This is a genomic window from Paraclostridium sp. (assembly GCF_051656405.1).
Classification (GTDB): Bacteria; Bacillota; Clostridia; order Peptostreptococcales; family Peptostreptococcaceae; genus Paraclostridium.
Map to the genome: position 1 here is coordinate 1 of NZ_JBOGBV010000024.1, position 25,129 is coordinate 25,129.

A 25,129-nucleotide genomic window follows, 5' to 3' on the forward strand; every position below is an offset into this window, starting at 1 on the left:
TATTAGAAAAAGTAGACAACCTAATAATAGGTGGAGGAATGGCTTACACATTCTTAAAAGCTCAAGGATACCAAATAGGAACTTCATTAGTTGAAGAAGACAAGGTAGAATACGCTAAAGAAATGATGGAAAAAGCAAAAGCTAAAGGTGTTAAATTATTATTGCCAGTAGATAATGCTGTTGCTGATAAATTTGCAGATGTCGCTCCAGTTATAACTGAAGATGCAAACATACCAGAAGGATTCATGGGACTAGATATAGGACCAAAAACTATAGAAGAATATGTAAATACAGTAAATGATTCTAAAACAATAGTATGGAATGGACCTATGGGAGTTTTCGAATTCGAAAACTTTGCAAAAGGAACATTAGCTGTTGCTAAAACTATGGCAGCTTTAGAAAATGCTACAACAGTAATAGGTGGAGGAGACTCTGCAGCAGCTGTTAACCAATTAGGATTTGGAGATAAGATGACTCACGTTTCTACAGGTGGAGGAGCTTCTCTAGAATTCTTAGAAGGTAAAGACTTACCAGGTATATCAGCATTAGACAATAAATAAGCCTTAAATTTTATCAATAATTATATATAGCTTACAGTAGATAAATTTGACTTTATCTACTGTAAGCAAAAAAGTACTATATTCAATTTATAGTAATGGAGGAAGTAAAAATGAGAAAACCTATAATAGCAGGAAACTGGAAAATGCACAAAACTATAGCAGAAGCTGTAGAGTTTGTTAATGAGATAAAAGGAAAAGTAAATAATACAGATGTAGAGGCAGTTATATGTGCTCCTTTCACTTTATTAAAAGATTTAAAGGAAGCTACAAAAGGAACTCCTATAAAAATAGGTGCTCAAAATATGCACTATGCAGATAATGGAGCATTTACAGGAGAAATATCTGCACCTATGTTAAAAGAATTAGATATAGATTATGTAGTATTAGGACATTCTGAAAGAAGACAATACTTCAATGAAACTAATGAAACAGTAAATAAGAAAGTATTAAAAGCTTTAGAAGCTGGAATAGATCCAATATTATGTATAGGTGAAACTTTAGAAGAAAGAGAAGCAGATAAAACTAAAGATGTTTGCAAAGTTCAAACTGAAAAAGCTTTAGAAAATGTAACTGCAGAAGATATGAAAAAAGTTGTTATAGCTTACGAGCCAATATGGGCTATAGGAACTGGAAAAACTGCAACTGCTGAGCAAGCTAACGATGTAATAGCATATGTTAGAGAAGTAGTTAAAGGATTATACGGAGAAGAAATATCAGAAGAAGTAAGAATACAATACGGAGGAAGTGTAAAACCTTCTAATGTATCAGAAATAATGAACCAAACTGATATAGATGGAGCTTTAGTTGGTGGAGCTAGTCTACAACCAGCTGACTTCACAGAACTTGTTAATTTCTAAGGAGTGAAAAAAGACATGAAAAAACCAGTAGCATTAATAATAATGGACGGTTTTGGATGTAGTGAAGTAAAGATAGGAAATGCAGTAACAAGTGCAAAAACTCCTAACTTAGACAAATTACATGAAAACTACCCTCATACTTTAATACAAGCTAGTGGTCTTGATGTTGGTCTTCCAGATGGACAAATGGGTAACTCAGAAGTTGGGCACACAAACATCGGAGCAGGAAGAATAGTATATCAAGATTTAACTAGAGTTAGTAAGGCAATAGAAGATGGAGAACTTTTCAAAAATGATGTCTTATTAGAAGCAATGAAAAATGGGAAAGAACATTCACTTCATTTAATGGGATTAGTATCTAATGGAGGAGTTCATTCACATATAGACCATTTAAAAGCTTTAATAAAAATGGCTAAAGAAAATGGTGTTGAAAATGTATATGTTCATGCATTCACAGATGGTAGAGACACTGATCCAAAGAGTGCTTTAACATTCATCGAAGATGTTGAAAAATACATGCAAGAAGTAGGAGTGGGGAAATTTGCATCAGTATCTGGGAGATACTATGCTATGGATAGAGATAAAAGATGGGAAAGAATACAACTAGCTTATGAAGCTATGGTTGATGGAAAAGGCGAAACTGCTAATTCTGCAAAAGAAGCTGTAGAAAAAGCTTATAAAGAAAATAAGACTGATGAATTCGTACTACCAACTGTAATAGTTGAAGACGGAAACCCAGTAGGTATTATAAAAGAAAATGACTCTATAATATTTGGTAACTTTAGACCAGATAGAGCAAGACAAATAACAAGAGCATTAGTTTGCTATGAATTTGTTGGATTTGAAAGACCATGTATGAAAACTTACTTTGTTTGTTTAACTACATATGACATAACTATAAAAAATGTACACGTAGCATTCAAACCACAAAGCTTAGAAAATACATTAGGAGAATATTTAGCTAAAAACGGTAAGACTCAATTAAGAGCTGCTGAAACAGAAAAATATGCTCATGTTACTTTCTTCTTTAATGGTGGAGTTGAAGAACCAAACAAAGGTGAAGATAGATTATTAGTACCATCTCCAAAGGTTGCAACATATGATTTACAACCTGAAATGAGTGCTGATGAATTAACAGAAAAAATGTTAAAAGCTATAGATGAAGATAAATATGACTTTATAGTATTAAACTATGCTAACCCAGATATGGTTGGACATACTGGGGTTATAGAAGCAGCAGTTAAGGCTGTAGAGGAAGTTGATAAATGTGTTGGACAAGTTACAAATAAAGTTTTAGAAAAAGGTGGAGTAGCTTTAATAACAGCTGACCATGGTAATGCAGAATTAATGCAAGATCCAGAAACTAAAACAACTATAACTGCGCACTCAACTAACCCAGTACCATTTATGGTTGTTGGTGATGAATACAAGTCTTCTAAACTTAGAGAAGGTGGAAGATTATCTGATATAGCACCAACTGTACTTGGCATAATGAATTTACAAAAACCAGAAGAAATGACTGGAGATTCATTAATACAAAAGTAAGTAATTTTACAAAAGGTTACATTAAATACTATTAATTACCAATATTTATAATATAATATAGATATATATTTAAAACTTTAATATATAAACTTGAAAGGAGACATAATTATGTCATTAATCGATTTAGTATACGCTAGAGAAGTATTAGATTCAAGAGGAAACCCAACTGTAGAGGTTGAAGTAGTATTAGAAAGTGGAGTAACTGGTAGAGCTATAGTTCCATCAGGAGCATCAACAGGAGCTTTCGAAGCAGTTGAGTTAAGAGATGGAGATAAAGGAAGATACTTAGGAAAAGGTGTTGAGAAAGCTGTTGACAACGTTAACGAAATAATAGCACCTGAATTAGAAGGTATGGATGCAACAGACCAACCTGGAATAGATGGATTATTAATAGAATTAGATGGAACTCCAAACAAAGGTAAATTAGGAGCAAATGCTATATTAGGTGTTTCTATGGCTGTAGCTAGAGCTGCTGCTGAAGAAGTTGGTTTACCATTATTCCAATACATAGGTGGAGTAAATGCTAAGCAATTACCAGTTCCAATGATGAACATACTAAACGGTGGAGAGCATGCTGATAATAACGTAGACGTTCAAGAGTTCATGATATTACCAGTAGGTGCTAAATCTTTCAGAGAAGGATTAAGAATGGGAGCAGAAGTATTCCATTCATTAAAGAAAGTTTTAGGTGAAAATGGATTAGCTTGTGGTGTTGGTGACGAGGGTGGATTCGCTCCAAACTTAGATTCAAACAGAGCTGCTTTAGAATTAATAGTTGAAGCTATATCAAAAGCTGGATACGAGCCAGGAAAAGACGTTATGTTAGGACTTGACGTTGCTGCTACAGAAATGTACAACAAAGAAACTAAAAAATACGTTTTAGCTGGAGAAGGAAAAGAATTAACTTCTGCTGAAATGGTTGATTTATATGAAGATTGGGCTAACAACTTCCCTATAATAACTATAGAAGATGGATTAGACGAAGAAGATTGGGATGGATGGAAAGTATTAACTGACAGATTAGGAAACAAATTACAATTAGTTGGAGACGACTTATTTGTTACTAATACTGAAAGATTAGAAAGAGGAATAGAAGCTGGTGTAGCAAACTCTATATTAGTAAAAGTTAACCAAATAGGGACTTTAACTGAGACTTTAGATGCTATAGAAATGGCTAAGAGAGCTGGATACACTGCAGTTATATCTCATAGATCTGGAGAAACTGAAGATACTACTATAGCTGACTTAGCAGTAGCTGTAAATGCTGGTCAAATAAAAACTGGTGCTCCATCAAGAACTGATAGAGTTGCTAAGTACAACCAATTATTAAGAATAGAAGAGATGGTAGGGGAGTCTGCTAGATACTGCGGATTAAACTCATTCTATAACTTAAAGAAATAACCTCAAATTATATAGATAAATGCTAAAAAAGAGTCTTAGTTTACTAAGGCTCTTTTCAGTTTTATAACCTTTTAGAGGGTCCTCGGGTGAATATATTAGTTTCGCTTCCAAAGCTGAAAAGAAGCTTTAAAGGGCGCTGAAACTAATATATTCACCCTGCGGACGTTTGGTTATAAAACAGAGTTTCGCTTCCAAAGTTGAAAAGAAGCTTTAAAGGACGCTGAAACTAACATATTAACCCTTCGGACGCTTTGTGAGATGAAGGAAAGTTTCGCTTCCAAAGCTGAAAAGATACTTTAAAGGGCGCTGAAACTAATATATTCACCCTGCGGACATTTTGGAAAAAACTTAAAAACTGAAAAGGTGCTTTAAAGAGCGTTGAAACTAACAGATTCACATTGCGGACGCTTTGTTATAAAAAATGAAAGTTTATTTGAGGTTCGGGAAAGATTATATATGAATATGATTTATATTAAAGTATTTGTGAAGAAGGTTATGTTATGGCTATAAATAAAATTAGTAAGAATTTAGCTCAAGAGATAGTGAATGCAGTTAAGGAAGTTGTAGATAAGGATATAAATTTCATTGATAAAAATGGAGTTATAATTGGGAGTACTGATAAGAATAGGTTGAATACATTTCATCAGGCTGGATATAAGGCTGTGAAGACTCTTAGTAATATAACTGTTGAAGATAATTCTGAGTATGAAGGTAGTAAAAAAGGAATAAATTACCCTATAAAAATTAATAAAGATGCAATAGGGGCTATTGGAATAACTGGAGAACCAAGTGAAGTAAGTAAATATGGTTTTTTAGTAACGAAGATAACGGAAATATTTATAAAAGAGCAAGAGCTAAATTATAAATATGAAGCAGATAAACAACGAATAAATTATGTAGTTAAGTCTCTTATATATGATAGTATAGAAGATAAAAATGAGATTGAAAGTATTTTAGAGCAATTTGGGATAGGCGTAAATCAAAAGTTTGCTGTTGTACTTATGAAAATCAAGAAGAATCATAATGATAGAGAAGTAGAAATTATAGAAGAAGATATAAGCAAGGTGTTTGATTCTATAGGTAATATCTTTAAGATATATGTTTATCCTAATGAATGTATAGCTTTAGTAAATGAGCAAAAGTATGAAAAACTTAAACTTGTTTATATGGATATATTAAATAAATATAAAGATAAGCTAAACGGTGGAGTAGGAAGATTAAAAGATTTATATGATACTCATAAATCATATCAAGAAGCTAGAATAGCACTTCAGTATTCTAAAAAAAATAATAAGATATTAACTTATATAGATGATTTAGATTTAGAGTTAATATTAGAAAATCTAGATGTAGAAATTAAAAATCAATATCTAGAAAAAGTTTTAAAGGAGTTAGATGATGAAGATATAAAATTATTAGAAATTTATTATAAAAACGATATGTCATTAAAAGCAACATCTGAAGAGTTATATATTCATAAAAATACTTTACAGTATAGATTAGAGAGAATTTATCAAAGAAGTGGATTAAATCCTAGATGTTTTAAAGAATCTGTAGTTTTATATATAGCAATAGCTATACGATTATCAAAATTTAATTAAAATAAAAAGTACCATATCAAAATAAAACAATTTTTGATATGGTACTTTTTGTGCTCAAAGCATTAATGGAATAGCTTTTCAATGGTACAAGTACCAAAATAAAATTAAATAAAGTTGCATTATTTAGTATACGTAACATTCGGTTAGAAAAGCGAATTTGTTATAATGAAAATATCAAAGGGAGGCGACAAAAATGAAAATAGTAATTTCGATAGATTCTTTAAAAGGAAGTTTAACTTCGATAGAAGCAGCAAATGCAATTAAAAAAGGAATATTAAGTGTTGATAATAAATCAGATGTAGTTATAATGCCCCTTGCAGATGGAGGGGAAGGAACTGTAGAAGCCTTAGTACAAGGTATGAACGGAGAAGAAAAAGTAATAAGTGTAACAGGTCCTATAAATGAAAAAGTAAATGCAACTTATGGAATATTAAAAGAAACAAATACAGCAATAATAGAAATGGCTCAAGCGTCAGGATTACCATTAGTTCCAGCAGAACTTAAAAATCCTTTAAATACAACAACTTATGGAGTTGGAGAAATAATAAAAGAAGCAATAGAAAAAGGATGTAGAAACTTCATAGTTGGAATAGGTGGAAGTGCTACAAATGATTGTGGTGTAGGAATGCTTCAAGCATTAGGATTTGAGTTTTATGATGAAAACGATAACTTAGTGGGACTAGGTGGAAAAGTTTTAAATCAAATAAAAAGAATAAAAACAGATAACAAATTAAAAGAATTAGATGAGTGTAATTTCAAGATAGCATGTGATGTAAACAATCCTTTATATGGCGAAAATGGAGCAGCTTATATATATGGACCTCAAAAAGGAGCAACTAAAGAGATAGTAAAGGAATTAGATAAAGGACTTAAAAACTTTGCAGAAGTTGTGAAAAAAGATTTAGGAAAAGATATAGCTCATATAGAAGGTGCAGGAGCAGCTGGAGGATTAGGATTTGGATTCTTAGGATTTTTAAATTCTAAATTAGAGTCAGGAATAAAGATAATTTTAGATGAAATAAAGTTAGAAGAAGTATTAAAGGATGCAGATATTGTTATAACAGGAGAAGGAAGACTAGACAATCAAACTGCTATGGGAAAGGCACCAATAGGAGTAGCTAAGTTGGCTAAAAAACATGGAGCAAAAGTAATAGCAATAGCAGGATGCACAACACCAGATGCAGTTAAATGTAATGAAGAAGGTATAGATGCTTATTTCTCTATAGTAAACAAGGCTATGACAATAGATGAAGCAATGAAAAAAGAAAATGCAACTCAAAACATGATTGAAACAACAATACAGATATTTAACCTTATAGAAGCAGTAAAGAACTAATCAAAACTAAAAAATAAGGCGGTGGACGAAGATGGAAGTACAAATAACAACACTAGGATCAATACTAGGACTTTTATTATCGATAATACTTATAATAAAGAAATTTCATCCGGCTTACAGTTTAATACTAGGAGCGGTAGTAGGTGGATTAGTAGGTGGCGCAGGTCTTACAGGTACAGTAGATGTAATGATGACTGGAGCAAAAGACATAATGCCGGCAATCCTTCGTATAGTAACATCTGGGGTTTTAGCCGGAGTATTAATAAAAACAGGTGCAGCAGCTAAAATTGCAGATCAAATTATAAAAACACTAGGTGAAAAAAGAGCATTATTCGCATTAGCATTATCAACTATGATATTAACATCAGTTGGAGTATTCGTAGATGTAGCAGTTATAACAGTAGCTCCAATAGCATTAGCAATAGCTAAGAAAATAGGATATGCACCAATGGTTATACTTTTAGCTATGATAGGTGGAGGAAAAGCAGGAAATGTAATATCTCCAAATCCAAACACTATATCAGCAGCAGAAAACTTTGGGGTAGATTTATCATCGTTAATGGCAGCAAATATAATACCAGCAATAGTAGGACTTATAGTAACAGTTATATTAGCAAATATGCTAGGTAAAAAAATAAAATCTAAAAAATTACAAGAAATAGAAGATGAGATAGAAAATGAAAGTGAAAAGGTAGAATTACCATCATTTATATCAGCAATAGTAGGACCTGTGGTAGCTATAATGTTATTAGCATTAAGACCTATAGCAGGAATAGCAATAGATCCACTTATAGCACTTCCAGTAGGAGGTATAGTTGGAGCATTGGCTATGGGAAAAATAAAAAATATTAATGAATACGTAACATTTGGTTTATCAAAGATGATGCCAGTTGCAATATTATTAATAGGAACTGGAACAGTAGCAGGAATAATAAAAGCATCAACATTACAACAAACAACAATAGCGGTATTAAGCGCAGTTCATATGCCAGCATTCTTGCTAGCACCAATATCAGGAGTATTAATGTCAGCAGCTACTGCATCTACAACAGCAGGAGCAACAATAGCATCAGCAACATTTGCACCAGCTATAATAGCATCTGGAGTATCACCATTAGCAGGTGGAGCAATGGTACACACAGGAGCAACAGTACTTGATCATTTACCACATGGATCATTCTTCCATGCAACAGCAGGAGCTACTAATATGAGTATAGGCGAGCGTTTAATGTTAATACCATATGAGTCTTTAATAGGACTTTCAATGACAATAATTTCAACTATAATGTGGGGAATAATACTTTAGGAGGCAACTATGATAAGCAATAGAAAAAGAACTAAGATAGTATGTACACTAGGACCAGCATCAGATAAAGAAGAAATATTAAAAGAGCTTGTAGAAAATGGATTGAATGTATGTAGATTTAACTTCTCTCATGGATCACATGAAGAACATAAACAAAGAATGGATATAGTTAAAAAAGTTAGAGAAGATTTAAATGAACCAATAGCTATATTATTAGATACAAAAGGTCCAGAGATAAGAACAGGAAACTTTGATGCACCTGAAGTATTATTAGAAGAAGGTCAAAAGTTCACTATAACAATGAAAGATGTTATGGGTGATAAAAATAAATGTACAGTAAGTTATAAAGGATTAGCAGAAGATGTAGTACCTGGAGATACTATATTAATAGATGATGGATTAGTAGGATTAAGAGTTGAAGAAGTTCAAGGTGAAGATATAATTTGTATAGTAGAAAATTCAGGAATAGTTAAAAATCACAAAGGTGTTAACGTACCAGGGGTAAAAATAAATTTACCAGCACTTACTCAAAAAGATATAAGTGATATAGAGTTTGGTATAGGACAAGGTATTGATTATATAGCAGCATCTTTTGTTAGAAAAGCATCTGATGTTTTAGCTATAAGAGAAGTTTTAGAAAATAATAATGCAATGCATATACAAATAATATCTAAGATAGAAAATCAAGAAGGTATAGATAATATAGATGATATAATAAAAGTTTCTGATGGGATAATGGTAGCAAGAGGAGATTTAGGAGTTGAAATTCCTACAGAAGAAATACCAATAGCTCAAAAGATGATGATAAGAAAATGTAATGAGTTAGGAAAGCCTGTAATAACAGCAACTCAAATGTTAGATTCTATGATTAGAAACCCTAGACCAACTAGAGCTGAAGTGACAGATGTTGCAAATGCAATATATGACGGTACAGATGCGATAATGTTATCAGGAGAAACTGCAGCAGGTAAGTATCCAGTTGAAGCTGTAAGAACTATGGCTACTATAGCTAAGAGAACAGAAGAAACTTTAAATTATAATGAGTTACTTAAAAAGAAAAAGTTAAAAGACGTTAATGTAACAAATGCTATAAGTCATGCTACATGTACAACTGCAATAGATTTAAATGCAGCATCAATAATAACATTTACATCAAGTGGGCATACAGCAAGAATGGTTTCTAAGTTTAGACCACAGTGTCCAATAATTGCAACTACAGAAGATGAAGGTGTTATGAGAAGGTTAGCTTTAACTTGGGGAGTGTATCCCACAAAGACTTCTAATGTAGTAAATACAGATGATATGATAGATAATTCTATAAAAGCTGTTACAGAGTTAAATTATTTAAATCAAGGTGATTTAGTTGTTATAAGTGCAGGTGTGCCAACTGGTATATCAGGTACTACGAATATGATAAAAGTTCACTCAATAGATAGGTAGTCCTCGGGTGAATATCTTAGTTTTGCTCCTAAAGCTAGAAAGAAGCTTTAAAAGTCGCTAAAACTAAGATATTCACCCTTCGGACTTTGTGAGAGGAAAAAAGAAAGTTTTGTGGGGGGATTATTGTGGTTAAGATTGGGTAATAATACAACAAGATTGACTTTATAACTTGAATGTAGTATATTATTATGCTACACTAAAATTATGTTATATTAGTGATTATAAATGTAGGAGGATAACTATGTTTAATGTATTAATGGGAGTACAGGTAGTAATATCTATAATTTTAGTAGTAAGTATATTACCACAAGATACTAAGAGTGCTGTACCTACTGAATTTGGTGGAGAGGGAACTCAAAGTTACTTTAAACCAAAAGGGAAAGAAGCATTTTTAGCAAGAGTAACTAAAATAAGTGCAGTATTATTTTTCTTAAATGCTATGGCAATACTTTTAGTTAAATAATAAAATTGAATTTATTTTAAACATAAGATGACAATTACGATTAACGTAATTGTTTTTTATTATCATATAAAACATAATTTACCATTAAAACCATTTAATGATATAATTTATGGATAATTAATCTTATTGTAATTTATATAAATAAAATGGGAAAAATATTTAGTGAAAGCATAGTATAAAGTAATAACTAAATTAATAGGAGGAAAACAATGGGTGAAGAATTAAAACAAAAATTGTTGGGACTTATATCAGAAGCAGCATACAATCCTCTAAAAAAAGAAGAATTAGCAATGATATTTGATATACATCATACAGAAATGCCTATGTTCTATAACTTTTTAGATGAATTAGTAGAATCTGGGTATTTAATACTTACTAAAAAAGGGAAATATACATCTCCAAATCAAATGGGACTTTTTGTAGGTAAGCTAGTATCTCATAAAAAAGGATTTGGATTTGTAGAATCTGATGAAGAGTATACACAAGATCTATTTATACCTGCTGATAGTCTTAATGGAGCAATGCATAATGATAGAGTTATAGCTGAGATCACAACTCCAGCAACTGATGAAAAAAGAGCAGAAGGTAGAATTATAAAAGTTGTAGAAAGAGCTATAACTGATGTTGTAGGAACTTTCCAAGAAAGCAAAAACTTTGGATTTGTCTTACCAGACAATAAGAAGTTTAATAAAGATATATTTATACCTAAGAAGTTTTTCAATGGAGCTAGAGGAAATGACAAAGTAGTTTGTAGAATAACTCAATGGCCAACAGAAGATAGAAAACCAGAAGGTAAAATAATAGAAATACTAGGGCAAAAAGGGGACAGATATGTTGAGATTGCATCTGTAATAAGAGAACATGGTCTTCCTGAAGAATTCCCTAAAAAGGTATTAGATGAAGCTGAAAAAGTAGCTATCGAAATACCACAAGAAGAAATAGATAGAAGATTAGATTTAAGAGATCTTAATATATTCACTATAGATGGTGAAGATGCTAAAGACTTAGATGACGCTGTGTCTATAGAAGTATTAGATAATGGAAACTATAAATTAGGAGTTCATATAGCTGACGTTACTCACTATGTAAAAGAGAAGAGTAAGTTAGATAAAGAAGCTTTAAAAAGAGCAACTTCTGTTTATTTAGTTGATAAAGTAATACCTATGTTACCTAAAACTTTATCTAATGGAGTATGTAGTTTAAATCCGTTTGAAGATAAGCTTACATTATCAGTATTTATGGAAATAGACCATAAAGGTGAAGTAGTTAAGCATGATATAAAAGAAACTATAATAAATTCAAAAGCTAGAATGACTTATACAGAAGTATCAGATATTCTTGAAAAAGATGATGAGAAACTTAAAAACACATTTGCTAAGGTATCTGATGATTTCTTCACTGCTGAAAAACTAGCTAGAATATTAATGAAGAGAAGAGAAAAGCGTGGGGCTATAGATTTTGATTTCCCTGAAGCTAAGATAATATTAAATAATGATGGCGATGTTGTTGATATAATACAATATGAAAGAAGAATATCTAACAGAATAATAGAAGAGTTCATGTTAATAACAAATGAAACTGTAGCAGAACATTTCTTCTGGTTAAATATGCCTTTTGTTTATAGAGTTCATGAGACTCCTGCACATGAGAAGATAGAAACTTTAAATAAGTTTATATCTACTTTTGGATATGTTATTAAAGGAGACTTAGAAAGTGTTCATCCTAAAGCATTACAAGGTATAATAGAGCAAATACATGGTAAGACAGAAGAAAAAGCTATAAGTACTATCATGTTACGTTCTTTAAAACAAGCTAGATATTCACCTGAGTGTGTAGGTCACTTTGGATTAGCTGCTCAATATTATTCTCACTTTACTTCACCTATAAGAAGATATCCAGATTTACAAATTCATAGAATTATAAAAGAGTTCTTAAACGGCAAGATAAGTCAAAAGAGACAAGATCAATTAGCTCAAATAGTTGATTATGCTTCTACTCAATCATCAGAAAGAGAAAGAGAAGCAGAACTTGCTGAAAGAGATGTTAAAGATATTTATAAAGCTAGATATATGGAAGATAGAGTTGGAGAAGAGTTTGTAGGTATTGTTTCAAGTGTAACTTCTTTTGGTATGTTTATCGAGTTAGATAATACTGTTGAAGGTTTAGTTAGACTTGCAGACATGGGAGATGATTATTATATATTTGATGAGAATACTTTCACTATTTTAGGTGAGAGAACTAAGAAAATGTATAGAATCGGTGATGTTGTTAAAATTAGAGTTGAAAAAGTTAATGTAGATTTTAAAGAGATAGACTTTAAACTTCTAGAAAAAATAGAGCAAGAGTAATTGAAGTGGGAGAGTTTAGATTATTGTTTACTTCACACAAAGACCTGAAGATCGCGGTCTTTAAGTGTTTCGTAACCAACAATTCCAACCTCTCCTTTTGTTTTGTCATGGAAAAGATTAGAGAGTTTGAATTATTATTTCTTTCATACAAAGACCTAAAGTGCGCGGTCTTTAAGTATTTCAGAAATAACAAATCCAAACTCTCTCTGTTGTATGAAAAAAGAGGGTTAATATAATTGCTTCTTTCACACAAAGGCCTAAAGATATCGGCCTTTAAGTGTTTCATCAGCAAATATATCAACTCTCATTTTATGATTGTGATGATTTTTTTGCACATAGTGTTATGTACGTTAGTGATACTCTTAGGATTATATACGCCGGTATTAAGTAATAGTATATATCCAAGTGTTTGTTTACTATTAAGATGATACTTAATAATATGTAGAATAATAAGTCTACGAAGTCTGTTACGTTTAGTACTTTTCTATATAGAATTTCTGGGAAATTTGATGTACTTCTAATTTCTTTCGAAAAGTTATTTTTAATTGATTTAAATGTATCATTTAAATTTTTAAGTATGATTATTAAAAATAGTATCCGTGGTAATACGCTAATTTGATTCACCTACTTTCTTTGAGATTGTTTCAAATACCTTAGCTGCTATTATTTTAAGTCCTGCAAATACAAAAAAAGTAATGAAAAATATTAATATAAAAAACTTACTATCTCTTAATGATAGTATTGTTATTCCTAGATATGATATATCTTCTAATACAAATAAGGATTTGTAGCATTTAGCCGCTTTTTTAGCTAAATCCTCATATTTTAATTTTTCTATTATGTCTTTTTCTATTTGGAATGTATTCATTGTAGCTAAATCATATAGATTCTTTGTACAATAAAGAATAAGCAGTAAAGCACATAGTTTTGAAACCATAATTTTTTAACCTCTTTTTAACATTTTGGTAAAAGAATAGCATAATTGGGTATAAGTTGTATATAAGGATGGACTAACATTGGAAATTTTGGGAGTGAAATGTTATTGATTTTATATACTATGTGTAATATATAGCATACTTATTACATATAATACTAGTGCATCAAGTTTTAAGTTAACTCAATATTTGTGAGTATTGACTAGTATGGTTATATATGGTATATTTTAAGGTAATTAATGAAGGATAAGGATAAGAGGTGATTTGTATGGCAGGTGTTAAGGTTTTAGCTACTAATAGAAAAGCAAGACATGAGTATTTTATAGAAGAAACTTATGAATGTGGTATCGAATTAAAGGGTACTGAAGTTAAGTCTATTAGACAAGGTAAACTTAACTTAGCTGAAGGATATGCTTCTGTTGATAATTCAGAGGTGTTTTTAAAACAAGTTCATATAAGTCCATACGAACAAGGAAACATATTTAATGTTGATCCTCTTAGAGTAAGAAAATTATTACTTCATAAACATGAAATAAGAAAGCTTATAGGGGCTACAACTATAAAAGGGTATGCTTTAATTCCTTTAAGTGTTTATCTTAAGAATGGTAAAGTTAAAGTTGAACTTGCTTTAGCAAAAGGTAAAAAATTATATGATAAACGTCAAGACTTAGCTAAGAAAGATGCTAATAGACGTATTGAAAGAGAGTTATCTGGTAGATACTAGATACAATTCCAATGAGATAATATTGCTTTTAAGTTTAAAAAGTTTTATTATATATATAACAACTTAATATTGATTAATGGTGAAAAAAGTTTGCGATAGAAAGTCTCAGGACTATAAAACAACCACGGGGGCGTAATGGTTTCGACGTGGGTTTGGCACTTGAGGCTGCGTGTCGTGTTACTCTGGGTCACGTAAAAACTGGGGAACTTAAAATAAACGCAAACGATAATTACGCTTTAGCAGCATAATGACTGCTCGTCCCGCCTAAGCCCTCCTGCCGGCCAGGCCTGGACGTCATTTATGCAGGGAACTACTTTCGGGGTGTCTCGACCGAGAGTGGACTAATTGGGACTGGTCAATCACAGAGCCTGCCACTGTGCGATGTGTGCGACGAGATTTGAAAATCAGATGGCTACGCACGTAGACGCAGCGAGGAAAGGACTTGCGGACAGGGGTTCGACTCCCCTCGTCTCCACCATTGAAATTTATGAAAACTCATATTCATTTGAATATGAGTTTTTTTATGAAAATAATTATCTTTTTATTTCACATTGTCCATTAATGGAACAGCATATGTTATAAAAAGCAAGTTTTTGAAACCGTAAATATAAAAGATAGTTTTTAAGATAGGATAAGTTATGTATAGATTCAAATAATTTAATAAAAGAATCTATCAGTTTAGTTAGAGCATCAATGGACTTTGTAGTAACTTACTAAAAATGTGTACTTGTTAATGATTGAATACTAATCTATTATTAAAATATACTGTTTTTACGAGGAGGAAATTATGAAAAGAGAAATAGAAGTATTTGACTATGCAGGTGAAATTATGAAGTGTGTTAAAGATGGAGTTCTTTTAACTACTAAAGCAGAAGATAACGTTAATACTATGACTATATCATGGGGAACTTTGGGAATCGAGTGGAATAAGCCTATATTTACGGTTTTTGTAAGAGAAAACCGTTTCACAAAAGAACAACTTGATAAAAATCCACAATTTACGATAAACATACCAGTGGGCGAATTTGATAAAAAGATATTAGGTGTGTGTGGTACAAAATCTGGTTGTAATTTTGATAAGATTAGTGAACTTAATTTAACTTTAGAAGAGTCTAATAATATTTCTGTTCCAGGTATAAAAGAGCTTCCTCTTACTCTTGAGTGTAGAGTTATTTATAAACAAGAACAGGATAAAAATGCTATTACAGAAGAAAATAAAAAAACTTTTTATCCTCAAGATGTAGACAGTTCTTATCATGGAGCAAATAATGATTTCCATACGGCTTATTATGGCGAGATTATTGGTGCATATATAATAGAAGAGTAATAAGAAAGAGAACACTATTTGTACTCAAACAAACCTATGGTAAAAATTGTGTAGAAATGTGTAAAATTAATAGTGGAGTTAGTTATTGAGAATAGTCTCCACCATTGAAATCCACGAAAAGATATTGACTAAACTGTCAATATCTTTTTTGTATGTCCAACATTGGCAACAACTTGACGGTGATTTAACAAATATGATCATATTATGTGTATTTAAAAAAGTTATAATTAAAAGCCTATTTACATAATATGTAATGAAACATGTAGTACTTAAAGGGGGAATCATCACATGAGAGAAATAAGATGTCCATTTACAGGGAGAGTAAGCAACGCTGTATCAGGAGATGGAAACTCAAATAAAGATTGGTGGCCTAATCAGCTGAACCTAGATATTCTTCATCAAAATTCAAGCCTTAGTAACCCAATGGGGCCTAAGTTCGACTATGCTAAAGAATTCTGTAAGCTTGATTTTTATGAATTAAAAAAAGATTTATATAATTTAATGACAGATTCAAAGGATTGGTGGCCAGCAGATTTTGGTAACTATGGACCACTATTTATTCGTATGGCATGGCATAGTGCAGGAACTTACAGAGTAGGTGATGGAAGAGGTGGAGGTGGTGATGGATCACAAAGATTTCCACCATTAAATAGTTGGCCTGATAATATTAATTTAGATAAAGCTCGTCGATTAATTTGGCCAATCAAACAGAAGTATGGTGATAAAATTTCATGGGCAGATCTTATGATATTAGCAGGTAATTGTGCTTTTGAATCAATGGGACTTAAGACTATTGGATTTGGCGGAGGACGTGTGGATGTTTGGGAACCACAAGATACTTACTGGGGTTCACAGACTAAATTGCTTGGAGATAATAAAAATCCTATCAGTGGTAAACTTGAAAATCCACTTGCTGCAACTCAGATGGGATTAATTTATGTAAACCCAGAAGGACCTGATGGAAAACCTGATCCAGTTGGAGCTGCAAAAGATATTAGAGAAACATTCTCACGCATGGCTATGAATGATGAAGAAACTGTAGCACTTATAGCTGGTGGTCATACATTTGGTAAGTGTCACGGCGCAGCTCCTGCAACATATGTTGGTCCGCCACCTGAAGCTGCTAGTATCGAACAGCAGGGACTTGGTTGGAAAAACAGCTATAAAAGTGGTAAAGGGCCTGATACAATCAGTAGTGGAATTGAAGGTGCATGGAAACCAAATCCAACAAAATGGGATATGGGTTATTTTAAAGTATTGTTAAGATACCAATATGAGCTAATTAAAAGTCCAGCAGGAGCGTACCAGTGGATAGCTAAAGATGTAGCTGAAGAGGATATGATTATAGATGCACATGACCCATCAAAGAAGCATCCTCCTATGATGACAACAGCTGACTTAGGTCTTATCTACGATCCTATATATAAAAAAATTGTAAAAAACTATTCAGAAAATCCTAAGAAATTTACTGATGATTTTGCACGTGCTTGGTTTAAATTAACACATCGTGATATGGGTCCTATTTCACGATATCTTGGTCCAGAGGTTCCTTGTGAGAAGTTTATATGGCAAGATCCTGTACCAGAAGTCGATTATGAATTAATTAATGAAGGTGATATCAAATATCTTAAAAAGAATATTTTAGATTCTAAATTATCAATATCAGAGCTTGTTTATACAGCTTGGTCATCGGCATCAACATTTAGAGGTTCTGATAAACGTGGTGGTGCAAATGGAGCTAGAATTCGCCTAGAGCCACAAAAAAATTGGGAAGTTAATGAACCGCAGCAATTAGATTATGTTTTACAGATTCTTGAAGAAATAAAGGAAGATTTTAATTCTTTACAGTTAAAAAATAAGCAGGTATCTTTAGCAGATATGATTGTTCTTGGAGGATGTGTAGGTATTGAAAAGGCAGCAAAGAATGCTGGATATAAAGTTAGAGTTCCTTTTATTCCGGGACGTACAGATGCATCACAGGAACAAACTGATGTTGAATCATTTTCTGTGCTTGAGCCAAAAGCAGATGGATTTAGAAATTATCTAAAGTCAGATTATTCAGTGCGTGAGGAAGAATTATTAATTGACCGTGCACAACTTTTAACTTTGACTGCTCCCGAGATGACAGTTTTAATAGGTGGTATGCGTGTATTGAATACAAATTATGGAAAGTCTAAGTATGGTGTTTTTACAAATAGACCAGAGGCTCTTACAAATGATTTCTTTGTAAATCTTTTAGATATGGATACAGTTTGGACACCTACTTCTTCTGATGAAAAGGTATTTGAGGGACGTGACAGAGAAACAGGAAAGTTAAAGTGGGAAGGAACAAGAGTTGATCTTGTTTTTGGATCTAATTCTCAACTTCGTGCTATTGCAGAGGTGTATGCAAGTGAAGGTTCTCAGGGTAAATTCTTAAAGGATTTTATATGTGCTTGGAATAAAGTAATGAATGCGGACCGTTTCGATATAGACAAATCTAAAAATTAGAATAATATTACAAATAATAAGGAGTAGTTTTCTGGTAGTTATATATATTGTTACATGAATTATAAGGCTATTCCTAAAACTACAAAAATTGGATCAATAATTTTTCTATGGTTAACATTAAGTATTTCTATATTACTTATGCAATCAATGTGCATTAAAATGTTTTTAGTTATGGTTGGTATAGCTGTTACATGGCATATCACTACCATAAAAACTTTGAGCGTTGAAGAACTTAAAGAGCTTAACAATCTGTATAGCAATCAAAGATATTGACTATTTAGTTAATATCTTTTTTTATGTACAGCCTGAAGAAACTTGATTCTGTATTAAGTTTTACTATTATTTACATTTAAAGATATAAGATGTACATTTACAGGTAACACAAGCAACTATATATATTTGAATAAATCTTAAAAATATAAGACATATAATGTAAATCATATATAAAGAGATCTAAAGAATAAGATTGATTAGATTCATACAAATTGTTTATTTAAATATTATAAAATTAATATAAATGATAAAATAACATTTAATATGGAAACTTATGGTAAAATATATTAGGAAACTTTAAAACAATAAAATTGAGGGGGAAATTCAAACATGCCTAAATCTAAACTATTAAGAATTTTATTTCCTGAAATTCAAGTTATAGATCATATAAAAGAGGTTGGAATAATAGATAAAGATCATTTCAAGAAAAATAAAAGAACATTAGAAAAAACAAATATTAATATGAAAAACAAAATAAGTAATACGGCTAAATCTAGCACATCAAATATTACTAATTTTGATTCAGCTCAAAGTATACCAAGTAAACCTACTAAGCCTTTAATTAATCAAACAGCAACTAGCAATAATGTAAAATTAAATACTATTACAAAAAAACAAGAGTTAGATACAATCTTTAATTCAATTGAGAGCACACTTTCAGAGTATGTTCTTGGCCAAAATGATTATATCTCTAAATTAATAATTGCTTTTAAAAGACCGTTTGCATATGGAAAAGAAGATGGTGTGAAAAATACAATATTTATAACAGGTCCCACTGGTTCAGGAAGACATTTATCAGTTAAGGCAATAGGTAGATTTTTAAAAGAAAATAAACTCATTAAAAAAAGTGGAATACATTCTATAGATTTAGCTAAGTACAAACTTGAAAGTGATTCAGATAATTTGTTTTTATCGGATTTATATAATGCTTTATATAGTACTGATCAAATTATTGTATTTGATAACTTTGAAAAGTGCCATCAAAGTGCTTTAGATTTACTTACACAACTTGTTGTAGATGAAAAACTTAAATTAAATAGAAGATACATAGAACAATTAGGTCAAATGGTAGATGTTACAGGTAAGGGTAATCTTGCCTTAAATACTACTGATGAAATATTAGTTAATGGAAAATACTTAGTATTTATAACTGAAAAGACAGAAGAAGATATAAGAAGTGCATTTTCTAATAATTTTATGAAAAAAGTAAATGACATAATAAATACAATAAATCTTAATGAGGAAAGTTTATCATTAATATGCAAATTTATATTAAATGATTATCAAACAAAAATAAATAACAATCTTCAAATAAATATAGAATTTGATGAAATGGTTTTAAATCACGTACTAAATAACTTTGATAAAAACATAGGAGCACATGGCTTAGAAGAATATATTAAAAACTACATATACACTCCGATAGTTGAATTAGAGTTAACAGGAAAAATAAGTACCGATTATACATACAAGATAAAAGAAGAGAATAATTCTTTAACAATAGCCAATGAAGTAGAATCAATAAATTTATATTCTGTAATTAAAACCAATGATAATGATAGTATCGAAGATTTAAATAAAGAACTTGAGAATATAATAGGATTATCAACTGTAAAAGAATTTATAAAGAAATTAGATGATAATATAAAAGTTCAAAATTTAAGAAAAAGTAAAGGTTCGAAAGAGGCTAAATTATCTTTACACATGATATTTACTGGAAATCCAGGAACGGGTAAAACTACAATGGCTAGGATAATGGCTAAATACCTAAAAGCATTTGGATATTTATCAAGTGGTCATTTAGTTGAAGTTTCTAGAAATGATTTAGTAGGGCAATATGTTGGAGAAACAGCTCAAAAAACAATGAGTAAGGTAAACTCAGCTATGGGCGGAGTTTTATTTATAGATGAAGCTTATGCTATTGCTAGAGATGAAAATGATATTTTTGGAATAGAGGCAGTAGATACAATTGTAAAAGCTGTTGAGGATAATAGAGATAATTTAGTTGTTATATTAGCTGGATATAGTGAAGAAATGGAAGATTTCTTAAAAACAAATAGTGGTCTTAAATCTAGATTTAACTATAATATTGAATTTGAAGATTATTCACCAAGGGAATTATTAGATATATCAAGGGTTATTGCAAAGTCAAATGGATATATAATAGATGAAAATTTAGATGAGAGTTTATTAGAACTGTTTGAAGGTAAGCAAATAAAAGGTAAAAATGATAGTGGTAACGGAAGATTAGCTAGAAACATAATAGAACAGGCTATAACTAATCAATCTAATAGATTAGCTAAATTAGACGAAAATGATATAAGTAATGAAGAAATAAATAATCTAACAGAAAGTGATTTTGGATTAGATAAAAAAGAAGAATTTAAAATTGAAGAAGAGTTAAATAATATTGTTGGATTAGAAGATGTAAAACAATTTGTTAGAGATTTAGAAAAGCAACTGATTGCAAAAGAAAAAAGAAAGCAGCTTGGAGTAAGTGTAGAATCATCTCAATCTCTTAATATGATATTTACGGGAAATCCAGGAACGGGTAAAACTACAGTTGCAAGACTTATAGGAAAACTTATGAGTAAAATGGGAATATTAAAGTCTGGGCAAGTTATAGAAGTAGATAGAAACTCTTTAGTAGGTCAATATGCAGGAGAGACTAGTAAAAAAACAACAGAAGTATTTAAGTCAGCATTAGGAGGTGTTTTATTTATAGATGAGGCATATGCATTAATGTCATCTGAAAATGATCCTTTAGGTAAAGAAGCTGTCGATACTTTAGTAAAGCTGATAGAAGATTTTAGAGAAGATATAGTTGTAATACTTGCTGGTTACGATAAAGAGATGAAAGATTTCTTAAATACTAACTCAGGTCTTAGATCTAGATTCCCGATGAGCGTTAACTTTAAGGATTATGAAATAGATGAATTAATTGAAATAGGTAAAAAAATTATACATAATAAAGGATTTATATTAGCTGGAAATTCAGAAGATGAACTTGAATTAGCTATAAGAAAAGAAAAACAAAAGAGTGGACAGAATTCTGGTAATGGAAGAATGGTAAGAAATATTATTGAAAGGACAATAAGAAATCAATCAACAAGGATAGCAGACATGGATGTGATCGATGAAAATTCTGTAGTATTATTAGCTGAAGAAGATTTTGATGTTTATGATAAATCGAAAGAAACATTTGATTTAGACTCAAAATTGAATGAGGTTGTAGGACTTGAAGAAGTTAAAGAATTTATAAAAAGTTTACAAGCACAATTAAAAATAAGAGAGCAAAGAAAAACTTTAGGTTTACCTGTAGATGAATCACAAACACTTCATATGATATTTAAAGGAAATCCAGGAACAGGTAAAACTACTATGGCTAGAATTGTTGGTGAAGTTTTACATAATATTGGTGTGTTAAGTAGTCAGACATTTATAGAAACAGATAGAAGTGGATTGGTTGCAGGATATGTTGGCCAAACAGCTATAAAAACTAAAGAAAAATTAGAGTCAGCCCTTGGAGGAATATTATTTATAGATGAAGCTTATGCACTAGCTCAAGATGCCGGAAGTGGTAGTGGATTTGGTAAAGAAGCTATAGACACGTTAGTAAAAGGAATGGATGATAATAGAGATAACTTATTAGTGATATTAGCAGGATATAGTGATGATATGGATAAGTTCTTAGATACTAATCCAGGATTAAAGTCTAGATTTGCAAATATTATAGAATTTAAAGATTATTCAGTTAGTGATTTGTCAATTATTGCAGACAAATTATTTAAAGGAAAAGGGTATGTACTTACTGAAGAATCTAAATTGAAAATTAAAGATATATTTGAAGAAGCATGTAAGGTATCTGATTTTGGAAATGGTAGATATGTTAGAAATATGTTTGAAAAAGCAGTAAGAAACCAAGCTGTTAGACTTGAAAAGATTGATAACCTAACTAAAGAGCATCTTATCACTATTGAAGCGTGTGATGTATCAAAGGTTAATTTATAGATAAAGAGGTGATAGTATGAAATTTATATCAAATATAATAAGCAATATTATAACACTAGCATATGGTATATTATGTATGCCTTTACTTGTACTTATATCTATATTATTTCCGATTATGACTATTATAGATGCTTATAAAATAATAAGTACTGGGTTTACAGTTTATGGAGAATATATAACTTTACTTATAGCAATTACAATGCTTATGTATATATCATTAAGATTTAGAGCTTTAAGGAGGATTTATAGTATTTTCCCATCATTATTTGAAGCCCTTAAGTATCTTACAATATCGAATATGTTTATTGGTATAGGAGCTGAAATATTAAACTGGAGTTACATGGAATTAACTCCAGGTAGAAAAATTTTTGGAATAGTATCTTTTGTAATTTCATTAATACTTTGGAGAGTATTTATATCGATGTATTATAAGAAAAAGCCTCTTTCAGAAACTATGCTAGAGAGCGAGGAAAAAATGCAAAACTATAATGAAGAACTTAGTTAACGGAGGATATTATGAAAAGATTTAAAGAGAATAATAAAATTGAGTTAGAAAATCAATCTGACATAAATTTATATAAAGAAAATAAAAACTCTGAAGGTGCACAAGAGGATATTGATGAAAGTTCGTATAAAAGGTTTGAAGATGAGGAAGAGAAAGATGATTATATAAACCCTTCTATGAAAAAGTTTAGAAAAGTTGTAGGAGGACTGTTTTTAGTAATTTTTATATTTTATGTTATGTTTTCCCATACTCCAAAGGAGGCATTTAGAGATAACTTAACTTCAGGGGCTATTGAAAATGTAGTTGAAGGTGATTTACTAAGTAAAAAAGATTTAAAACTTGAACCTAAGAATGCAACATTAGAAATTGCAGGAGGGGTTGGAAACTTAGAAATATCGATATGGAACTTTTCACAAGTAGAAGATAATGACTATGTTCAAGTGTTTATTGATGGAGTAGCACAAGGAGCTCCTTTTTCAATTAGACATAAGCCAGTTAAAATAAGTGTCCCAGATAAAGGAGTTATACAAGTTCAAGGTGTAAGAGATGGAAGTAATAATGGTATAACATATGCAGTTTTCTTTAATAAGACAGGAGAGACATATTTAAATACAGTACCATTAAATTCTATGAATACATATACAATTATAAGTAAATAAAAAAGGTATTGGCTATATAGCCAATACCTTTTTTATTTAAAATCATTCTTAATTATACCGATTTTTAATCATATGCTATGCTAGGTTAATAATTGATATAATAATAATAGGAAATGGGAATTTTGAATGGAAAAAATTATTTTAATAGAAGACGACGAAAAAATAAGAATTGAGCTAAAAAATTTCTTAGTTAATTATAACTACGAAGTAGTAATAATGGAGGAATTTGAAAACATAGTAGAAAATACACTAAATGAAAAACCTCATTTAATATTACTAGATATAAACCTACCAATATGTGATGGATATTATATATGTAGAGAAATAAGAAAAAAATCGGATGTACCAATAATAGTAGTAACAAGCAGAGATACAGAAATGGACGAGCTTATGAGTATGAACTTAGGAGCTGATGATTTTATAACAAAGCCATATAACACACAAATACTTTTAGCTCATATAAATTCAATATTAAGAAGAAGTTATAAAAATTCATCTGTGAAAACACTTATATATAAAAATTTAGAATTAGATTTGGGGAAAAATAGTATTTATTTTGATGATAAAGAATTAGAACTTACAAAGAATGAATTTAGAATATTAAATTGTTTAATGAAAAATAAAGGCAAAATAGTATCAAGGGGAGATTTAATGGATTATTTATGGGATTTAGATTTATTTATAGATGATAATACCCTAACAGTAAATATAAATAGACTTAGAAAAAAGCTAGAGATAGTAGGGTGCAATGACTATATACAGACGAAAAGGGGAATAGGCTATATAATGCCGTAACTTATGAATATAAAAGAATATATAAAAGATAAACAATTTTACATAGTTCTTAGATTGTCATTTTTAGTTTTTGTAGTATATATATTAGGTTTATTACAAGTAGAATCTATAACTATAAAATTTATAGTAATTCTATGGATTGTACTAAATTCAATTGAAATAATCCATGATTACAATAGAAAATCAAGATATTATAATGAGACTAAAAATATATTAAATGATTTAGATAAAAAATATCTGTTACCTGTTTTAATAAATAGGCCAGAATTTATTGAAGGTCAATTATTATATGATGTGATCAGTGTTACAGATAAGGGTATGAATGAAGAGGTAAATAAATATATCTTTATACAAGAAGAACACAAAGAATATATAGATATGTGGGTGCACGAAATTAAAACGCCTATAGCATCCAGTAAACTAATAATAGAAAATAATAAAAATGAACATACATTAAGCATACTAGAAGAAATTGAAAAGATAGAAAATTATATAGAACAAGTTTTATATTACTCTAAAAGTAATGAACTAGAAAAAGATTATATAGTAAAAG

Annotated in this window: 17 protein-coding genes, 1 other RNA gene and 2 pseudogenes; 19 read left to right on the forward strand and 1 reads right to left on the reverse strand. The window is 30.5% G+C overall.

Annotated elements, in window-relative coordinates; all coding sequences use genetic code 11:
- The 10 genes and pseudogenes from ACRDDE_RS03785 to rnr all read left to right on the forward strand — a co-directional run.
- On the forward strand, positions 1 to 560 hold a 560-nt coding region (locus tag ACRDDE_RS03785; protein WP_438625639.1), incomplete at its 5' end, for a phosphoglycerate kinase.
- Positions 561 to 670: 110 nt separating this feature from the next.
- Positions 671 to 1,417 carry a triose-phosphate isomerase gene (tpiA, locus tag ACRDDE_RS03790; RefSeq protein ID WP_021430225.1) on the forward strand — a complete coding sequence of 249 codons (747 nt, stop codon included), beginning with the start codon at positions 671 to 673 and terminating at the stop codon, positions 1,415 to 1,417.
- A gap of 15 nt (positions 1,418 to 1,432) precedes the next feature.
- A complete protein-coding gene (gene gpmI / locus ACRDDE_RS03795) occupies positions 1,433 to 2,962 on the forward strand; it encodes a 2,3-bisphosphoglycerate-independent phosphoglycerate mutase (RefSeq protein WP_438625641.1) in 1,530 nt (509 codons plus the stop codon).
- A 108-nt stretch (positions 2,963 to 3,070) separates the two neighbouring features.
- Positions 3,071 to 4,363 carry a phosphopyruvate hydratase gene (gene eno, locus ACRDDE_RS03800; RefSeq protein ID WP_021434089.1) on the forward strand — a complete coding sequence of 431 codons (1,293 nt, stop codon included), beginning with the start codon at positions 3,071 to 3,073 and terminating at the stop codon, positions 4,361 to 4,363.
- A gap of 500 nt (positions 4,364 to 4,863) precedes the next feature.
- The gene (locus ACRDDE_RS03805; RefSeq protein ID WP_438625643.1) at positions 4,864 to 5,964 is read left to right on the forward strand and encodes a CdaR family transcriptional regulator; all 1,101 of its coding nucleotides are present in this window, start codon (positions 4,864 to 4,866) and stop codon (positions 5,962 to 5,964) included.
- 193 nt (positions 5,965 to 6,157) lie between these two features.
- The gene (locus tag ACRDDE_RS03810) at positions 6,158 to 7,300 is read left to right on the forward strand and encodes a glycerate kinase family protein (RefSeq protein ID WP_438625645.1); all 1,143 of its coding nucleotides are present in this window, start codon (positions 6,158 to 6,160) and stop codon (positions 7,298 to 7,300) included.
- 31 nt (positions 7,301 to 7,331) lie between these two features.
- Positions 7,332 to 8,606 (forward strand): GntP family permease, encoded by a 1,275-nt coding sequence (locus ACRDDE_RS03815; RefSeq protein WP_438625647.1) that lies wholly within the window; start codon positions 7,332 to 7,334, stop codon positions 8,604 to 8,606.
- 9 nt (positions 8,607 to 8,615) lie between these two features.
- A pseudogene (pyk, locus tag ACRDDE_RS03820) lies at positions 8,616 to 10,037 on the forward strand (pyruvate kinase); the annotation flags it as partial.
- Between the two features lie 250 nt (positions 10,038 to 10,287).
- Positions 10,288 to 10,509 carry a preprotein translocase subunit SecG gene (secG, locus tag ACRDDE_RS03825; protein ID WP_052169208.1) on the forward strand — a complete coding sequence of 74 codons (222 nt, stop codon included), beginning with the start codon at positions 10,288 to 10,290 and terminating at the stop codon, positions 10,507 to 10,509.
- A 209-nt stretch (positions 10,510 to 10,718) separates the two neighbouring features.
- Positions 10,719 to 12,857, forward strand: a complete 2,139-nt coding sequence (gene rnr / locus ACRDDE_RS03830) for a ribonuclease R (RefSeq protein WP_438625649.1) — start codon at positions 10,719 to 10,721, stop codon at positions 12,855 to 12,857.
- Positions 12,858 to 13,467: 610 nt separating this feature from the next.
- Here the strand turns inward: rnr and ACRDDE_RS03835 are convergent.
- Positions 13,468 to 13,794, reverse strand: a complete 327-nt coding sequence (locus tag ACRDDE_RS03835; RefSeq protein WP_021430155.1) for a hypothetical protein — start codon at positions 13,792 to 13,794, stop codon at positions 13,468 to 13,470.
- A gap of 266 nt (positions 13,795 to 14,060) precedes the next feature.
- Here ACRDDE_RS03835 and smpB point away from each other — a divergent pair, with 266 nt between their 5' ends.
- From smpB to ACRDDE_RS03880, 9 genes and pseudogenes are all read left to right on the forward strand, one after another.
- Positions 14,061 to 14,516, forward strand: a complete 456-nt coding sequence (gene smpB, locus ACRDDE_RS03840; RefSeq protein WP_021430171.1) for an SsrA-binding protein SmpB — start codon at positions 14,061 to 14,063, stop codon at positions 14,514 to 14,516.
- Positions 14,517 to 14,642: 126 nt separating this feature from the next.
- Positions 14,643 to 14,994: a transfer-messenger RNA gene (ssrA, locus tag ACRDDE_RS03845) on the forward strand.
- 309 nt (positions 14,995 to 15,303) lie between these two features.
- Positions 15,304 to 15,843, forward strand: coding sequence for a flavin reductase (locus ACRDDE_RS03850; protein ID WP_438625651.1), 540 nt, complete (start codon positions 15,304 to 15,306; stop codon positions 15,841 to 15,843).
- 288 nt (positions 15,844 to 16,131) lie between these two features.
- Positions 16,132 to 18,333 (forward strand): catalase/peroxidase HPI, encoded by a 2,202-nt coding sequence (gene katG, locus ACRDDE_RS03855; RefSeq protein WP_438625653.1) that lies wholly within the window; start codon positions 16,132 to 16,134, stop codon positions 18,331 to 18,333.
- A gap of 603 nt (positions 18,334 to 18,936) precedes the next feature.
- Complete coding sequence (locus ACRDDE_RS03860) at positions 18,937 to 22,617, forward strand: AAA family ATPase (RefSeq protein ID WP_438625655.1); 3,681 nt, start codon at positions 18,937 to 18,939, stop codon at positions 22,615 to 22,617.
- Between the two features lie 16 nt (positions 22,618 to 22,633).
- Positions 22,634 to 23,122 (forward strand): hypothetical protein, encoded by a 489-nt coding sequence (locus ACRDDE_RS03865; RefSeq protein WP_021430251.1) that lies wholly within the window; start codon positions 22,634 to 22,636, stop codon positions 23,120 to 23,122.
- An 11-nt stretch (positions 23,123 to 23,133) separates the two neighbouring features.
- On the forward strand, positions 23,134 to 23,781 hold the full coding sequence (locus tag ACRDDE_RS03870) for a hypothetical protein (protein ID WP_170075089.1): 648 nt from the start codon (positions 23,134 to 23,136) through the stop codon (positions 23,779 to 23,781).
- Positions 23,782 to 23,907: 126 nt separating this feature from the next.
- On the forward strand, positions 23,908 to 24,576 hold the full coding sequence (locus tag ACRDDE_RS03875) for a response regulator transcription factor (RefSeq protein WP_216561833.1): 669 nt from the start codon (positions 23,908 to 23,910) through the stop codon (positions 24,574 to 24,576).
- A gap of 3 nt (positions 24,577 to 24,579) precedes the next feature.
- A pseudogene (locus tag ACRDDE_RS03880) lies at positions 24,580 to 25,129 on the forward strand (sensor histidine kinase); the annotation flags it as partial.

Coding starts and splice junctions, on each gene's coding strand:
- ACRDDE_RS03835 (WP_021430155.1), bottom strand. CDS start 13,794: ATGGTTTCAAAACTATGTGCTTTACTGCTTATTCTTTATTGTACAAAG.
- ACRDDE_RS03815 (WP_438625647.1), top strand. CDS start 7,332: ATGGAAGTACAAATAACAACACTAGGATCAATACTAGGACTTTTATTA.
- ACRDDE_RS03860 (WP_438625655.1), top strand. CDS start 18,937: ATGCCTAAATCTAAACTATTAAGAATTTTATTTCCTGAAATTCAAGTT.
- ACRDDE_RS03870 (WP_170075089.1), top strand. CDS start 23,134: ATGAAAAGATTTAAAGAGAATAATAAAATTGAGTTAGAAAATCAATCT.
- rnr (WP_438625649.1), top strand. CDS start 10,719: ATGGGTGAAGAATTAAAACAAAAATTGTTGGGACTTATATCAGAAGCA.
- gpmI (WP_438625641.1), top strand. CDS start 1,433: ATGAAAAAACCAGTAGCATTAATAATAATGGACGGTTTTGGATGTAGT.
- secG (WP_052169208.1), top strand. CDS start 10,288: ATGTTTAATGTATTAATGGGAGTACAGGTAGTAATATCTATAATTTTA.
- tpiA (WP_021430225.1), top strand. CDS start 671: ATGAGAAAACCTATAATAGCAGGAAACTGGAAAATGCACAAAACTATA.
- smpB (WP_021430171.1), top strand. CDS start 14,061: ATGGCAGGTGTTAAGGTTTTAGCTACTAATAGAAAAGCAAGACATGAG.
- ACRDDE_RS03865 (WP_021430251.1), top strand. CDS start 22,634: ATGAAATTTATATCAAATATAATAAGCAATATTATAACACTAGCATAT.
- ACRDDE_RS03805 (WP_438625643.1), top strand. CDS start 4,864: ATGGCTATAAATAAAATTAGTAAGAATTTAGCTCAAGAGATAGTGAAT.
- ACRDDE_RS03875 (WP_216561833.1), top strand. CDS start 23,908: ATGGAAAAAATTATTTTAATAGAAGACGACGAAAAAATAAGAATTGAG.
- ACRDDE_RS03810 (WP_438625645.1), top strand. CDS start 6,158: ATGAAAATAGTAATTTCGATAGATTCTTTAAAAGGAAGTTTAACTTCG.
- katG (WP_438625653.1), top strand. CDS start 16,132: ATGAGAGAAATAAGATGTCCATTTACAGGGAGAGTAAGCAACGCTGTA.
- eno (WP_021434089.1), top strand. CDS start 3,071: ATGTCATTAATCGATTTAGTATACGCTAGAGAAGTATTAGATTCAAGA.
- ACRDDE_RS03850 (WP_438625651.1), top strand. CDS start 15,304: ATGAAAAGAGAAATAGAAGTATTTGACTATGCAGGTGAAATTATGAAG.